Origin of the sequence: Micromonospora sp. NBC_00330 (assembly GCF_036136635.1) — a bacterium.
Taxonomy (GTDB): Bacteria; Actinomycetota; Actinomycetes; order Mycobacteriales; family Micromonosporaceae; genus Micromonospora; species Micromonospora salmantinae.
The window spans coordinates 5,177,489-5,191,615 of sequence record NZ_CP108012.1 but is presented as its reverse complement, the minus strand read 5'-3'; the positions used below and the strand labels follow the sequence as shown (position 1 = coordinate 5,191,615).

Annotated in this window: 18 protein-coding genes; 8 read left to right on the top strand and 10 right to left on the bottom strand. The window is 71.0% G+C overall.

All coding sequences use genetic code 11. The features are described 5' to 3' along the window. The first annotated feature begins 22 nt into the window (after positions 1–22). Positions 23–892 (top strand): PhzF family phenazine biosynthesis protein, encoded by an 870-nt coding sequence (locus OG598_RS23480; protein ID WP_328651097.1) that lies wholly within the window; start codon positions 23–25, stop codon positions 890–892. A gap of 12 nt (positions 893–904) precedes the next feature. Then, positions 905–1,435: a hypothetical protein gene (locus tag OG598_RS23475; protein ID WP_328651096.1), complete on the top strand. Its 531-nt coding sequence runs from the start codon at positions 905–907 to the stop codon at positions 1,433–1,435. An 8-nt stretch (positions 1,436–1,443) separates the two neighbouring features. Here the strand turns inward: OG598_RS23475 and OG598_RS23470 are convergent, their stop codons facing one another. Next, the gene (locus OG598_RS23470; RefSeq protein ID WP_328651095.1) at positions 1,444–2,163 is read right to left on the bottom strand and encodes an HAD family hydrolase; all 720 of its coding nucleotides are present in this window, start codon (positions 2,161–2,163) and stop codon (positions 1,444–1,446) included. Positions 2,164–2,269: 106 nt separating this feature from the next. Between OG598_RS23470 and OG598_RS23465 the strand changes: the two genes are divergently transcribed. Then, complete coding sequence (locus tag OG598_RS23465; protein WP_328651094.1) at positions 2,270–3,214, top strand: DMT family transporter; 945 nt, start codon at positions 2,270–2,272, stop codon at positions 3,212–3,214. Between the two features lie 42 nt (positions 3,215–3,256). Here the strand turns inward: OG598_RS23465 and OG598_RS23460 are convergent, their stop codons facing one another. Together OG598_RS23460 and OG598_RS23455 are read right to left on the bottom strand one after the other, a co-directional pair. Then, a complete protein-coding gene (locus OG598_RS23460) occupies positions 3,257–3,550 on the bottom strand; it encodes a hypothetical protein (protein ID WP_328651093.1) in 294 nt (97 codons plus the stop codon). After that, positions 3,543–4,367, bottom strand: a complete 825-nt coding sequence (locus OG598_RS23455) for an SDR family NAD(P)-dependent oxidoreductase (RefSeq protein ID WP_328655416.1) — start codon at positions 4,365–4,367, stop codon at positions 3,543–3,545. Before OG598_RS23455 ends, OG598_RS23460 begins: the two co-directional genes overlap by 8 nt. Before the next feature lie 128 nt (positions 4,368–4,495). On the opposite strand from OG598_RS23455, the gene OG598_RS23450 reads away from it, so the two are divergent. Then, complete coding sequence (locus tag OG598_RS23450) at positions 4,496–5,452, top strand: HpcH/HpaI aldolase/citrate lyase family protein (protein WP_328651092.1); 957 nt, start codon at positions 4,496–4,498, stop codon at positions 5,450–5,452. A 75-nt stretch (positions 5,453–5,527) separates the two neighbouring features. On the opposite strand, the gene OG598_RS23445 is transcribed toward OG598_RS23450, so the two are convergent. Continuing rightward, entirely contained in the window at positions 5,528–6,082 is a 555-nt protein-coding gene (locus OG598_RS23445) for a DUF4190 domain-containing protein (RefSeq protein ID WP_328651091.1), read from the bottom strand. 118 nt (positions 6,083–6,200) lie between these two features. Between OG598_RS23445 and OG598_RS23440 the strand changes: the two genes are divergently transcribed. Next, the gene (locus tag OG598_RS23440; RefSeq protein ID WP_210781830.1) at positions 6,201–7,106 is read left to right on the top strand and encodes an SDR family NAD(P)-dependent oxidoreductase; all 906 of its coding nucleotides are present in this window, start codon (positions 6,201–6,203) and stop codon (positions 7,104–7,106) included. Between the two features lie 27 nt (positions 7,107–7,133). Here the strand turns inward: OG598_RS23440 and OG598_RS23435 are convergent, their stop codons facing one another. Then, positions 7,134–7,673, bottom strand: coding sequence for a DUF4190 domain-containing protein (locus OG598_RS23435; protein WP_328651090.1), 540 nt, complete (start codon positions 7,671–7,673; stop codon positions 7,134–7,136). 177 nt (positions 7,674–7,850) lie between these two features. Here OG598_RS23435 and OG598_RS23430 point away from each other — a divergent pair, with 177 nt between their 5' ends. Beyond that, complete coding sequence (locus OG598_RS23430) at positions 7,851–9,047, top strand: acyl-CoA dehydrogenase family protein (RefSeq protein ID WP_328651089.1); 1,197 nt, start codon at positions 7,851–7,853, stop codon at positions 9,045–9,047. Between the two features lie 108 nt (positions 9,048–9,155). On the opposite strand, the gene OG598_RS23425 is transcribed toward OG598_RS23430, so the two are convergent. After that, positions 9,156–9,563 carry a CoA-binding protein gene (locus OG598_RS23425; protein WP_328651088.1) on the bottom strand — a complete coding sequence of 136 codons (408 nt, stop codon included), beginning with the start codon at positions 9,561–9,563 and terminating at the stop codon, positions 9,156–9,158. Positions 9,564–9,587: 24 nt separating this feature from the next. After that, on the bottom strand, positions 9,588–10,631 hold the full coding sequence (locus tag OG598_RS23420) for an Rv2578c family radical SAM protein (protein WP_328651087.1): 1,044 nt from the start codon (positions 10,629–10,631) through the stop codon (positions 9,588–9,590). Between the two features lie 93 nt (positions 10,632–10,724). On the opposite strand from OG598_RS23420, the gene OG598_RS23415 reads away from it, so the two are divergent. Further along, complete coding sequence (locus OG598_RS23415; protein WP_328651086.1) at positions 10,725–11,144, top strand: thiol-disulfide oxidoreductase DCC family protein; 420 nt, start codon at positions 10,725–10,727, stop codon at positions 11,142–11,144. Here OG598_RS23415 and OG598_RS23410 read toward each other — a convergent pair. The 3 genes from OG598_RS23410 to trxA all read right to left on the bottom strand — a co-directional run bounded on the left by OG598_RS23410 (position 11,108) and on the right by trxA (position 13,033). Beyond that, on the bottom strand, positions 11,108–12,079 hold the full coding sequence (locus tag OG598_RS23410; RefSeq protein ID WP_328651085.1) for an HTTM domain-containing protein: 972 nt from the start codon (positions 12,077–12,079) through the stop codon (positions 11,108–11,110). The two genes, OG598_RS23415 and OG598_RS23410, sit on opposite strands and share 37 nt — an antisense overlap. Next, positions 12,076–12,516: a hypothetical protein gene (locus tag OG598_RS23405; protein ID WP_328651084.1), complete on the bottom strand. Its 441-nt coding sequence runs from the start codon at positions 12,514–12,516 to the stop codon at positions 12,076–12,078. Before OG598_RS23405 ends, OG598_RS23410 begins: the two co-directional genes overlap by 4 nt. A gap of 154 nt (positions 12,517–12,670) precedes the next feature. Then, positions 12,671–13,033, bottom strand: a complete 363-nt coding sequence (trxA, locus tag OG598_RS23400) for a thioredoxin (RefSeq protein WP_007455291.1) — start codon at positions 13,031–13,033, stop codon at positions 12,671–12,673. Positions 13,034–13,581: 548 nt separating this feature from the next. On the opposite strand from trxA, the gene OG598_RS23395 reads away from it, so the two are divergent. Then, positions 13,582–14,097 carry a MaoC family dehydratase gene (locus OG598_RS23395; protein WP_030486570.1) on the top strand — a complete coding sequence of 172 codons (516 nt, stop codon included), beginning with the start codon at positions 13,582–13,584 and terminating at the stop codon, positions 14,095–14,097. The last annotated feature ends 30 nt before the right edge of the window (positions 14,098–14,127 follow it).

The window sequence follows — 14,127 nt, the reverse complement described above, 5'->3', positions numbered from 1 at the left end:
TAAGCGCCTAGTGTTTATCAACATGTCGACCTTGGCCTACGAGATTGTGGACGTCTTCACCGATCGCCCCTTCGCCGGCAATCCGCTGGCGGTGGTGTTCGGCGCGGAGGCGCTGGCCACCGAGCAGATGCAGGCGCTCGCGTTGGAGTTCAACCTGTCCGAGACGGTGTTCGTGCTGCCTGCGACCCAGGTCGGCGTCACCTACCGGGCCAGGATCTTCACCCCGGTGGAGGAGTTGCCGTTCGCCGGGCACCCCAGCGTCGGCGCGGCGGTCACCGCCTGCCGACGGGGCATGTTCGGTGTGGGGCAGGTCACCCAGGAGTGCCGGGCGGGTGTGCTGCCGATCGAGGTGACCGCGTCCGGGGCGACGCTGACCGGTGGCGCCCCGACGCTCGGGCCGGAGTTGGACCCGGAGCCGTTGCTGGAGATCGCCGGGCTGGTCGCCGAGGACCACGTCGGGCCCGCCCCACGGGTCGCTGGCTGCGGGCTGGAGTTCCCGTACCTGCCGGTGCGTCCGGAGTCGGTGGCCCGCGCCCGGGTGGACCCGGCGGCGGCGCAGCGGTACGGGGTGTCGCACGTCAGCGTCTTCTCCTGGGACGCGGCCGCGCAAACCGCGCACGCCCGGGTCTTCGTGCCGGGGATCGGCGTTCCGGAGGACCCGGCGACCGGTTCGGCGGCGCTCGGCCTCGGTGTCTGGCTGGTGGCGAGTGGTCTGCTGCCCGGTGAGGGGCGGTCGGAGTACGCGGTCCGTCAGGGTGTGGAGATGAACCGTCCGTCCGCGTTGGCCTGCACGGTCACGGCGGCGAACGGGGTGGCGGTCGGCGCGACGGTCGCCGGCCAGGTGGTGCCGGTGGCTCGCGGTGAGATCGCCGTGCCGCCGTTCGTGGGCTGAGCGGAGGCGCCGATGCGGGAGGATGCGTGTGTGACGGACGAGGACGCCCCCGGGGGCACCCCACTTGTCGACGAGGCGATGAAGAAGGCCGCCGTGGCCTGGGTCAGTGTTGCCGGCGGGCCGGCGCTCGCGCTCTGGTGCGCCCCGCTGGAGGGCGCGCTGCTGGTGGTCAGCGGGCCGGGCGAGCAGGCCGCACCGGGTCTGGCCGACGCGACCGAGGCCCAGGTCACCCTGCGCGGCGACCACGGCGGCCGGATCGTCACCTGGCCGGCCCGGGTGAGCCGGTTGCAGCCGGGCACCGAGGCGTGGGACGTCACCGCGCCGCTGGTGGCGGCGAAGCGCCTCAACGCGCCCGGTCCGACCGCCGACCTGGTGGCCCGATGGGCCGCCGACGGATGCGCGGTGAACCGCCTCGCCCCGGCCGGTACGCCGCTGGCCGGAGCGGAGTTGCCGGCCGACGCGCAGGCCGAGCCACCCCGGGAGACTCCCGCGGTCCGGGCCACCCGCAAGCCGTTCCGCCTGCACCGGGTCCGCCGCCGCTGATCGGTTGATCAGCCGGTCCGACCGCCGACGCCCGCCACCGCGGCGTCGGCGTCGACGAGGGCGAGCACCTCGCCCAGGGTGCCGAGCGTGGGGCCGCGCCAGTCCCGGTCGGCGTTGAAGACCATGTGCGTGGCCAGATCCGGTGCGGCGAGCCGGACGGCTGTCATCCCGGCCCGCTCGGCGCCGGTCAACTCCTGGCTGCCGCCGTCACCGACGTAGAGGCAGTCGCCCGGCGCGAGCCCGAGCCGCTGGCAGGCCGTCAGGTAGAGCGTCGGATCGGGTTTGCACCGCCCGACCTGCACCGAGAAGACCCGCACGTCGAGCAGGGAGGCGACCGCGAGCTGCGGCAGGAAGGCCGGCAGTTCGTGCGTACAGTCGCTGATCACGCCGGTGCGCAGGCCGCGCTGGCGCAGAGCCGCCAGCACCGGCACCGCGTCGGCGCGTAGCCAGGTGTCGGCGCGGACCGCCCGGTGCCGGGACGCCACCGCTGCCCGTACCGCATGGTCGCTGGGGTGCACGCCGGCCTGGGCGCACACCCAGCGCAGTGTCGCCTCCGCGTCGCCGAGCCGGCCGCTGGCCCGCTCGTAGTAGGTGCGGTTCAACACCTCGGTCAGGATCTCGGTGGGACACCCGAGCAGCTCGGCGGTGCCGAGGTGCGCGACACCGCGTTGTACCGAACGGGTCAGGGTGCCGAAGAAGTCGAACAGCACCGCCTGGTAGCTGGGCATGGGGGAGCGCCTCCGGGCGGTCGAGGGTCGCCGGCGCGAACCCGCGTGATCGTAACGGAGTGATGACCCTCCGTGCCGACCGTCACACGTGTGAGGATTACGTCCCGTGCCCCCACCTTCACCCCGGCCGTCACTGGATCCGCTGACCACCGGCGCGGTCGGGCTGGCAGTGGTCGCCGTGTCGTCGTCCGCGCCGCTGATCGCGTACGCCGCCGCCCCGGCGCTGGCCATCGCGTTCTGGCGCAACCTGCTCGCGGTGGCAGTGCTGAGCCCCTTCGCGCTGGCCCGACGCCGCGCCGAGTTCCGCAGACTGACGGTGGGCGCGGGCCGGCGGGAGGGCCTGTTCTGCGTGCTGTCCGGGGTCGCCCTGGCCGGGCACTTCGCGACCTGGGTGCCGAGCGCCCAGCTCACCTCGGTCGCCACGTCCACCGCCCTGGTCGCCACCCAGCCGGTCTGGCAGGGGCTGATCGCCCGCGCCCAGGGGCGTCCGCTGCCCCGGGTGGTGTGGATCGGCATCGCGGTGGCGGTCGGCGGCGCGGCGGTCGCCACCGGGGTGGACGTGGGGGTCTCCGGCCGCGCCGTCCTCGGTGACGTGCTGGCGCTCATCGGCGCCATGTTCGCCGCCGTCTACACCGCCTTCGGGGAACGGGCCCGGGTCAGCATCAGCACCACCACCTACACCACCATCTGCTACGGGATCTGCGCGCTGATCCTGCTGGCGCTGTGCCTGGTCGGCGGCGTACGGCTGATCGGCTTCGACGGGCGTACCTGGCTGGCCATCCTGGCCCTGGTGGCCGGCGCCCAACTGCTCGGGCACTCGATGTTCAACTACGCCCTGCGGAAGATCCCGGCAACCACTGTGAGCGTGCTGATCCTGCTGGAGGCGCCCGGCGCGGCAGTGCTCGGCTGGGCCTGGCTGGGTCAGCTGCCCGGCCCGTACGCGCTGCTGGGGATGGCGTTGCTGCTGGCCGGCGTGGCGGTGGTGGTGCTCGGCGGCCGGCGGAGCGAACCCACCGCCCTGCCGGCCGACCCGACCCCGCTGGCCGACTGAGCGCCCCACCCGGGCGGACCGAGGCCCCACCCGCCAACCGGGTCAGCCCTCGTGCACCTCGATGACCCGGGTCGTCGGCGCGGCCGCGCCGAGGGCGGTACGCAAGGCCGCCCGGTCCGGGTCGGCGAGGAACGACTCGTAGCCGGCCCGCCCGTCGAACCGGATCACGTGCACCTCGGCCTGCCCGTCGGTGCCGCGCAGTCGCCGCTCCAACCGGCCGCCGTGCCGTTCGAGCAGGCCCAGCACGGCGTCCTCGTAGCGCTGCCCGGCGGCCTCCGCCCCGACGGCGAACTCGACTATCGCGACGAGTGTCAGCACACCGGCCCGGTCAGTCATCGAGACCGACTGCCTTGGCGCTCGCCGCCCACAGCCGGGCGGCGAGCTGTGGATCGGCCGCCTTCCGGAGCGGTCGACGCGGCCGACGGTCGACGTAGTAACCCCCGTTGATCAGCCGGGAGCGCTCCTGGTTGGCCAACCACACCAGGGTCTCGGCACCCTTCTCCGGGCTGCGGAACGGCATGAACCGCATGCCGAACGCGACAAGCCTGCTGTCGTTGGCGAACCGGGTACGGACCACCCCGGGGTGGAAGCTGTACGCGGCAACGTCCGGCCAGCGCCGGGCGGCCTCGGCGGTGAACAGGACGTTCGCCTGCTTGCTGGTGCCGTACGCGCCCATCGGCCGGTAGTCACGCAGTGGCTTGTTCAGGTCGTCCGGGTCCAGTGCGCCGAAGCGGTGCGCGCCGGAGGCGGTCACCACGACCCGGCCCACCCGGTCGGCGAGCAGGTTGGTCAGCAGGAACGGAGCCAGGTGATTGGCCTGGATCGACATCTCGAAACCGTCGACGGTCCTCAGTGGTTGCAGCGCGATCGCGCCGGCGTTGTTGGCGAGCACGTCGATCCGGTCGTACGCGGACCGGAGCTGCTCGGCCAGTCGGCGTACGTCGTCGAGGATGGCGAAGTCGGCCCGGAACAGCTCCGGACGTTCACCGGAGTTCTCCCGCACCCGAACGGCAGCGGCCTGCAGGCGGGCCGGGTCCCGCCCGACGAGCACCACCTGGTCGCCCCGGCAGGCCAGCTGGACGGCGGCGGCCAGCCCGATGCCGGAGCTGGCCCCGGTCACCACCACCAGTCGGCGCCCAGTGAGATCTTCCACAGGTCCATTCACCCCGGTCATGGCGCGAGGTTACCGTGGCGTCACAACGCCCTTTGGGATCGTTAAGGTCCCGGATCTGTCGTCAGGTGGCGTCGGCATGCCCGCCGGACGCTGGAAGGAGCGCATCCATGGCCGCAGTCGGTCGCCCCCGCAGGTCCTGCCTCGCCGTGCCGGGTTCCAGCGTGAAGATGCTCGGCAAGGCCCAGGGCCTCCCGGCCGACCAGGTCTTCCTCGACCTGGAGGACGCCGTCGCCCCACTGGCCAAGCCGGACGCGCGCAAGAACATCGTCGCCGTCCTCAACGAGGGCGACTGGGCCGGCAAGACCCGGGTGGTCCGGGTCAACGACCTGACCACCCCGTGGACCTACCGGGATGTCATCGAGGTCGTCGAGGGCGCCGGCGCCAACCTGGACTGCATCATGCTGCCGAAGGTGCAGACCGCCGCCCAGGTGCAGTGGCTGGACCTGACGCTCACCCAGATCGAGAAGACGATCGGCCTGGAGGTCGGTCGGATCGGCATCGAGGCGCAGATCGAGAACGCCGCCGGTCTGGTGAACGTGGACGCGATCGCCGCCGCCTCGCCGCGCGTGGAGACCATCATCTTCGGTCCGGCCGACTTCATGGCGTCGATCAACATGAAGTCGATGGTGGTCGGCGGCCTGATCCCGGACTACCCGGGCGACCCGTACCACTACATCCTCATGCGGATCCTGATGGCCGCGCGGATGCACGACAAGCAGGCCATCGACGGTCCGTTCCTCCAGATCCGCGACGTCGACGCGTTTCGCGAGGTGGCCAAGCGCTCGGCCGCGCTGGGCTTCGACGGCAAGTGGGTGCTGCACCCGGGCCAGATCGACGCCGCCAACGAGGTCTACCAGCCGGCGCAGGCCGACTACGACCACGCCGAGCTGATCCTCGACGCGTACGAGCACTACACCTCGGAGGCCGGCGGCCGGCTCGGCGCCGTGATGCTCGGCGACGAGATGATCGACGAAGCGTCGCGCAAGATGGCGCTGGTGGTCGCCGCCAAGGGCCGGGCCGCCGGGATGAGCCGCACCTCGTCGTTCACCCCACCGGCGCAGTGACCGGCAGGGCCGGGACGACAGCCGCCGGCTGTCGGTCCGGCCCGACAATCGGCGGTACGCCGGCCCGCCCGCCGGTCAGTAGCTACTGCTGCTGTTGTCGCTCGTCGCGATCGCGTAGATGATCGCGGCGGCGTAGATGGCGATCACCAGCACCAGGAACCCGGTGAGAATCCAGCCGACGATGATGGCGGCCTTCGCCATCCCCGCCCCGCCCTCGCCGCTGAGCCGGATCTGCTTCTGCGCCACGTGGCCGAGGATCGCGCCGATCGGCGCGGTGATGCAGGACGTGAAACCGATCAGGGCCAGCACGAACGCCGCGATGGCCATCCCGTTGGTCTTCGGCGGCTGCGGGTAGCCGTAGCCGGGGTACTGCGGCGGATAACCGGGCGGGGCGTATCCGGGCGGGCCGTAACCGGGCATCGGTTGGGCCGCTGGCTGCTTCGCGCCGGCGTACGGGTCGACCGGGGCGTACGGGCCCGGGGCGTACGGATCGGGGGCGTACGGGTCGACCGGTCCAGGTTGCGCGGGCACCGGCTGACCGGCCACCAGCGTCGGGTCCGGTGCGGGGCTCGACGGCTGGGCCGACCACGTGGGATCGCTCCAGTTGCCGGGCGGCGGGGGATTGGTCATACGAAGTCTCCGTCAGGTTGGGGTGCGGAGACAGGGTAGCCAGCGCCGCCCAAACCCGACGCCCCCGCTTCCGGGTGCCGCGTTGCTCGGGCCGGTCGTAACGGGCAGGATCCCTGACATGGCATACGACGCGCGCGCCGCGGACCGCTCCGGCAGCCGACCCCGACGGGACGTCAGCCGCCCGGGTGCGGCCCGACGCGCCCGGACGGCCGCCCCGGCGGGCAGCCCCGGCCCCGACGAGCCGGTCGCGCTCACCGACCCGGTCACCATGCGCCTCGACGGGCGGGTCGCCCTGGTCACCGGGGCGGGCAGCCCGGACGGCATCGGGTACGCCACCGCCCGGCGACTCGCCGACCTGGGCGCGCGGGTGGCCATCGTCTCCACCACCCGACGCATCCACGAGCGGGCAACCGAGCTGGGGGTGACCGGCTTCGTCGCGGACCTGACCGACGAGTCCGAGGTCGGCGCGTTGGCCGATGCGGTCGCCGAGCAGTTGGGCGACGTCGAGGTGCTGGTCAACAACGCCGGCCTGGCCAGTCGCGCCAGCCAGGGGGTCCTGCGGCCGGTGGCGCAGCTGACCTACGACGAGTGGCGCGGTGAGATCGACCGCAACCTCTCCACCGCGTTCCTGTGCAGTAGGGCGTTCATCGGGGGAATGGCCGAGCGGGGTTGGGGTCGGATCGTCAACCTGTCGGCCACGGCCGGCCCGGTCAACGCCCTGCCCACCGAGGCCGCGTACGCCGCCGCGAAGGCCGGGGTCGTCGGGCTGACCCGGGCCCTGGCCATGGAGATGATCGCCGACGGGGTGACAGTCAACGCGGTGGCGCCCGGCACCATCTACACCGCGGCGTCCACCATGGCCGAGATCAAGCAGGGGTTGGGCACACCGGTGGGGCGACCGGGCACGCCGGACGAGGTCGCCGCGGCGATCAGCTTCCTCTGCTCGCCGGCCGCCTCGTACATCACAGGGCAGATGCTGGTGGTGGACGGCGGCAACAGCGTCCGCGAGGCCCGCTTCCGCTGACCGCGCCGAGCCGCAGCGGCCCGTTCGTCAGTAGCCGCTGCTGTCGCCGTTGTTGCTGAAGGCCACCAGCGCCAGCCAGCCACAGCAGGCCAGCACGGTGAGCCCGGTGAAGACGTAGCCAAGGATCAGCCCCCAGGTGGCGAGCTGGTCGCCCTCCTCGCCGCTGGTGCGGATCTGCCGCTTGGCCACGTGGCCGAGGACGGCGCCGGCCGGCGGAAAGACGAAGGCGAACACCAGCGACAGGATCGCCAGCACGTTGGTGCCCCGACCCGGCCCGGACGGCGGTGGGCCGTACTGACCGTAGGGGCCCTGCGGTGGGTACGGCGGTTGCTGGCTCCAGTGCGCCGACTGCTGCGGCCCCTGGTGGCCGTACGGCGACGGTTCGCCCGCCGGTGGCCCGTACGGTGACCGTTCCGTTGGCAGCTCGTACGCCGGCTGGTCCGGCTGCGGCGCGTACGGCGACTGGCCGGCCGACGGTGGCGCGTACGGCGACTGGTCCTTCGGTGGCTCGTAGGGTGACGGCGGCGGCTCGTCCTCGGGCGGTCCCGACGGCGGCGGGTAGCTCACGGCTGTCCTCCTCCTGCCGGTGCCGGAAAAGTCCCTCTTGCCGGACGCTACCCGCAGCGGTGAACCTTTTCACAGCGGTTGTGTGGACTGGTCACCTTGGCCTCGTCGACCCGAGGGGCCGATACTGACCCAGCGTTCAGTTACCCATGAGTAGTGCGCGGATCCCCGGAGGCTGAGATGGCCCGACTCGCCCAGACGCCCGGCCTGACCGATGTGCAACAGTCGATCCTGGAGACCGTTCGGGACTTCGCCGACAAGGAGATCATCCCGCACGCGCAGCGGCTGGAGCACGCCGACGAGTACCCCACCGACATCCTCGACGGCATGCGCGAGATGGGGCTGTTCGGCCTCACCATCGACGAGGAGTACGGCGGCCTCGGCGAATCGCTGCTCACCTACGCGCTGGTGGTGGAGCAACTGTCCCGAGGCTGGATGTCGATCTCCGGCATCGTCAACACCCACTTCATCGTGGCGTACCTGATCTCCCAGCACGGCTCCGACGAGCAGAAGACCCGCCTGCTGCCGAAGATGGCCACCGGCGAGGTGCGCGGCGCGTTCTCCATGTCCGAGCCCGAGACCGGCTCCGACGTCTCGGCGATCAAGTCCCGGGCCGTCCGGGACGGCGACCGCTACGTGCTCAACGGGCAGAAGATGTGGCTCACCAACGGGGCCTACTCCTCGGTGGTGGCCACCCTGGTCAAGACCGACACCGGCGCGGAGTCCGTCTACGGCAACATGAGCACCTTCCTGCTGGAGAAGGAGCCGGGCTTCGGCGAGACCGCCCCCGGCCTCACCATCCCCGGCAAGATCGAAAAGATGGGTTACAAGGGCGTCGAGACCACCGAGATGGTGCTCGACGGCGTGAGCGTGCCCGACTCCGCGATCCTCGGCGGCGCCGACAAGGTGGGCCGCGGCTTCTACCAGATGATGGACGGCATCGAGGTGGGCCGGGTCAATGTGGCCGCCCGCGCCTGCGGCATCTCCATCCGCGCCTTCGAGCTGGCGGTGAGCTACGCCCAGCAGCGCAAGACCTTCGGCCAGCCGCTCGCCAAGCACCAGGCGATCGCCTTCAAGCTCGCCGAGATGGGCACGAAGATCGAGGCCGCGCACGCCCTCATGGTCAACGCCGCCCGGCTCAAGGACGCCGGCCAGCGCAACGACGTGGAGGCCGGGATGGCCAAGCTGCTCGCCTCGGAATACTGCGCCGAGGTCGTCCAGGAGGCGTTCCGCATTCACGGCGGCTACGGCTACTCCAAGGAGTACGAGATCGAGCGGCTGATGCGGGAGGCCCCGTTCCTGCTCATCGGCGAGGGCACCTCAGAGATCCAGAAGACCATCATCTCCCGAGGCCTCCTCAAGGAGTACAAGCTCTGATCCGTGCCTGCTGATCGCGCTCGTGGCCGAAGCTGTCCGCGCCGACGGACGCGGCAGCCCTCCGGCACCGCCGTGTCCCTGCCGCCAACCACCGGGGCGGGGTTCGGGTTAGGCGAGGCGGGTGATGCCGGCGGCGGCGCGTTCGACGATGAGGCAGCGGTCTTCGACGTAGTCCATGCCGGCCTCCTCGGCGATCCGTCGCGCCTCCGCAGAGACGATGCCCAGCTGGAGCCAGAATGCGGGGGCGCCGATCGCCGCCGCGTCCCGGACCACCTGCACGGCGTCGGCCGCCGGCCGGAACACGTCCACCAGGTCGACCGGGTGCGGAATGTCGGCGAGGGTCTTGTAGGCCCGTTCCCCGAACAGTTCGTCGACGGTCGGGTTGACCGGAATGATGCGCCAGCCGTACTGCTGCATCTGCAACGGCACGCCGTGCGCGGCCTTCAACGGGTCGCGGGACGCGCCCACGACGGCGATCACGGCGGAGTCGGCGAGGATCTGCGAAGCGGTACGCACCCGCCGACTGTAGCTCCGAGCCGACTAGAGCAGAGTCAACTGCTCCGCAGCCGGCGGTGGCGGCTCGGGCAGGCTGCGGTTGTCGCCCCGCTCGCCGCGGTGCAGCCCGTGCCGGCGGGCGGCGATCCGCACCCGTGCGGTCAACTCCCGCTGGTACGCCTGCGGGGCGTACGCACCGGCCCGGTAGAGCTCGCGGTAGCGGGGGACGAGGTGTGGGTGCTCGCGGGCGAGCCAGTGCGCGTACCACTCCCGGGCACCGGGACGCAGATGCAGGGGCAGTGCGGTCACGCTCGTCGCACCGGCGGCGGCGATCGCCGAGACGGTGGCGTCGATCGACTCGTCGCTGTCGCTGAGGCCGGGCAGGATCGGGGCCATCAGCACGCCGACGGAGAAGCCCGCGTCGGCGAGCGCCCGGACGGCGTCCAGCCGGCGGCGTGGGTGCGGTGTGCCCGGCTCGACGGTGCGCCAGAGGTGCTCGTCGACGAACCCCACCGAGAAGGAGATGCCCACCGTGGTCACCTCGGCGGCCTGGCGCAGCAGCGGCAGGTCGCGCAGGATCAACGTGCCCTTGGTGAGGATCGAGAACGGGTTGGCGAAGTCCCGCAGAGCGCCGATGATCTGCGGCATCAGCCGGTAACGACCCTCGGCGCGCTGGTAGCAGTCCACGTTGGTGCCCATCGCCACGTGCGCGCCCCGCCAGCGTGGCGCGGCCAGCTCACGCCGGACCAGCTCACCGGCGTTGACCTTGACGATCACCTTCCGGTCGAAGTCCGCCCCGGCATCGAGATCGAGATAGGTGTGAGTATTTCTCGCGAAGCAGTAGACACATGCATGAGAGCAGCCCCTGTACGGGTTGATCGTCCACTCGAACGGGACGCGGGACTGCCCGGGCACCCGGTTGAGGATGGACTTGGCCTGCACCTCGTAGAAGGTCATCCCGGCGAACTCGGGAGTGTCGAAGGTGCGGGCGACGGCGCCGGGCAGCGCCAGCGGCAGGGGTGGCGTCGCTGGCGCTGCCCGCTCGGGGTCTCCCTCGACCGGGGGAGCGGTGAGGTTGTCCCAGCGCATGGGCATTATTCGAACACGTGTACGAGGCAAGCGCAAGTGACCCGCCGTACACCGGTGGGCGTCCGGGTGGTCGGAGAGGGGAGGATGGACGCCATGGAGACGTCGACCTTCGTCTACGACGGGGACTGCGCGTTCTGCACGAGCTGTGCGGAGTTCATCGAGCGCCGCATCCCCACCGCCGCACGGGTGGTGCCCTGGCAGTTCGCCGATCTGGACGCGCTCGGACTCACGGTGGCCGAGTGCGAGGAGGCCGTGCAGTGGGTCGGCGCGGACGGCTCGCGCGCGGCCGGTCCGGACGCCATCGCGAAGCTGCTCACCGCGAGTGGCCCGCTCTGGCGGGTCGCCGGCGCCGGCCTGCGGATCCCTCCGGTACGCGTTGCAGCCTGGCCGTTGTACCGCTGGGTGGCGCGTAACCGGCACCGACTTCCTGGTGGCACAGCGGCCTGCTCCCTGCCTCAGGAGGCCCGGGAGCGGCTCTACGGGCCGGCCGGTCGCCCGACCACCGGGGCCTGATCGTCGAGCGCCGGCCCCGCGCCGGCTGTCACCGGCCCCTGGTCGGCCGGCACCCTGTCGACGCCGGCCGGGCGCGGTTCCGGGGCGTCCGTCGTCGCCGCCTCGGGAGAGCCGAGGCCGATCAGTCGGCGTGCCCAGATCAGCGGGCGTACCCGCTCCAGCGGCAGGAAGCTGGTCATCGCGGCCAGGTGCGGCGCGAACGAGATCGTGATGGTGGCGATGGTGACCGCGTGGAACGAGTAGAAGAAGCCGACCATGGCGAGTCGCCAGCGGGGCGGCAGGAAGAAGACCATCGGGCTCAGCAGCTCGAACGCCACGATGCCGAACTGGGCGACGATCAGCAGGTACGGCACCTGGGCGATGAGGTCCGCCAGGTCGGTGCCACGTCGGATGATCGCGCGGGCCAGGACCGAGCCGGTAAGCCAGTCCAGACCGCCGAAGCGCAGCTTGGCGAAGGCGGCCAGGAAGTACGTGCAGATCACCGCGATCTGGGTGACGCGTAGGGCCCAGCCGCCGGCCTCGGTGCGGGTGGTGTCGCCGTGTCGGGCGCGACCGGCGGTGGGCAGCACGGCCAGTGCGACGAGCAGCCCGAACCGGTCGTGGTCGACCTTCCCGTAGCTCATCGCGATGATCATCCACTCCAGGTACAGCGCGCACACCGCCCAGCCGAGCAGCCGGGGCGCTCGTCCGGTGGCGGCGAGGAGGGCGAGCAGCAGCAACGCCCAGAAGATCACCGTCACCAGCGTCTCGGTCGGCGTCGGCAGTGGGAGCAGGCGGCCGATCAGGAGTGGCCGGTACAGGTCGCCGGGCACGCTGACCCGGGTGCGTACCCAGGGGGTGAAGATCACCAGATCGGCGGCGACGAACAGGTAGATCACTGTGCGGAAGGCGGCCACCCGGCCCCGGGGTACGGCCTCGGTCAGCCAGCGGTTCATCGGGTGGCCTGCCAGCGGACGACGGTCTGGTCGGTGTGTTGGCCGGTCGGTCGGCCGGCGCGGATGCCGTGCCAGCGGATGACGATGCGGACCTCGACCAGCGCGGGGGCGTCCGGGTGGCGTTCGGCGTACGCGTCGGCGACCTCGGTGAGCAGCGTCGGGTCGGCGGCGTATCGGGCCTGCTGACCCTCGATCTCGGCGCGGCGGATGCCCGTCGCGTTCTGGTCGAGGTCGATCACCGCCCCGGAGCTGTTCACCCCCTCGACGCGGGTGTCGGGTGCGGGTGCGTTCGGCGGGTTGGAGGTGGAGTACATCCGGAACGGGCCGAACGGGAAGTCGTCGTCGCTGCCCCAGAAGGTGCCGACGACGAGCAGGACGAGGCCCAGTGCGGTCGCGCCCAGCCGGGTCACGCGCCCGCGGGTGTTCAGGTTCTCCATCGGGTCGTGACGATACGGGATGTACCGACGGCCTCGGGTCCCTCCGACGGCCAGTTTGGCCTGACCAGGCAGGTGATCATGTGGGAGTTGGTGGGGGTACGACGAAGGCCGGGCCCGCATCGGGCCCGGCCTCGCGTGTCGTCGTGGGGACGACTCAGTGGTTGTGCTCGGCCAGCTGCTTGCGGACGTCGTCCATGTCCAGCGCCTCGACCTGCTCGATCAGGTTCTCCAGCGCGGACTCGGGAAGCGCGCCCGGCTGGGCGAAGACGATGACGCCGTCACGGATCGCCATGATCGTCGGGATCGAGCGAATGTCGAACTTGGCGCCCAGCTCCTGCTGAGCCTCCGTGTCGACCTTGCCGAAGACGATGTTCTGGTGCTTCTCCGAGGAGCGCTCGTAGACCGGGGCGAACCGCTTGCACGGACCACACCAGTCGGCCCAGAAGTCGACCAGGACGATGCCGTCGTTGCCGGTCACCTCGTCGAAGTTCGTCGAGGTCAGCTCAACGGTTGCCATTGCACTCTCCGATCACCGCGGTTTATCTACGTCCCGTAGAACCAGGGCTGACCGTATCGAATTCCCGTGCGGTGGGGCACGAAACGTGCCCGGGGCTGCCGGGGGGTGCCGCAGGTCATCGACGCGCATCTGTTCACACCCGACCTGCGGAACGCAAGTGCATGACGCACTTGCGTGACCTGCGGTGATGGGAGCGTTTCCAGGGAGATCCACGCGATTGAGCACTACGAATCGGTAACTTGGGCCTTGACAAGGAGGTATCCGGCCTGCGGAGATCGCTGATCAACCTTCGCTTGGTCACGCACAGTAGTGTTACAAAAAGATAAATGTGACCGCGATCTCTGTTGAACCTACGCAGGCGTAGGGCAGAATTCCTCACATCAGAGCGTGGGCGGCGGGTGCCGGGGAGGGCCCCGCCGCTCATTGCGTCTCCCCCCAGGCGAGTGACCGGTGTGACATTTCCGCCGCCGTCGCGCCCCGCCGGTCGCCTTAACCATCGGTAAGGCATGCTGTGCCGAACTCCATCGCCGCCCGTCGAAGGGACCAGCATGCAGTTCGGTCGCTACTACGAGGAGTTCGAGGTCGGCGCGGTCTACCGGCACTGGCCGGGCAAGACCGTCACCGAGTACGACGACCACCTCTTCTGCCTGCTCACCATGAACCACCACCCGCTGCACATGGACGCGCACTACGCCGCGACGGCCAGCCAGTTCAAGCGCAACGTCGTGGTCGGCAACTACATCTACTCACTGCTGCTCGGCATGTCGGTGCCCGACGTGAGTGGCAAGGCGATCGCCAACCTGGAGGTCGAGTCGCTGCGGCACGTCGCGCCGACCTTCCACGGCGACACCATCTACGGCGAGACCACGGTGCTGGACAAGCGTGAGTCCGGCTCGAAGCCCGACCGGGGCGTGGTGTCGGTGGAGACCCGCGGCTACAACCAGGACGGCACCATGGTCTGCGTCTTCCGGCGCAAGGTCATGGTCCCGAAGCGGGAGTACGCGGCCGCTGCGGTGCCCGACGGCGTGGATCCGGAGCGGCCCAGCTTCCCCGAGCCGCGCTGACGAGTCGCGGCGGCCTCGACCGTTCGACGA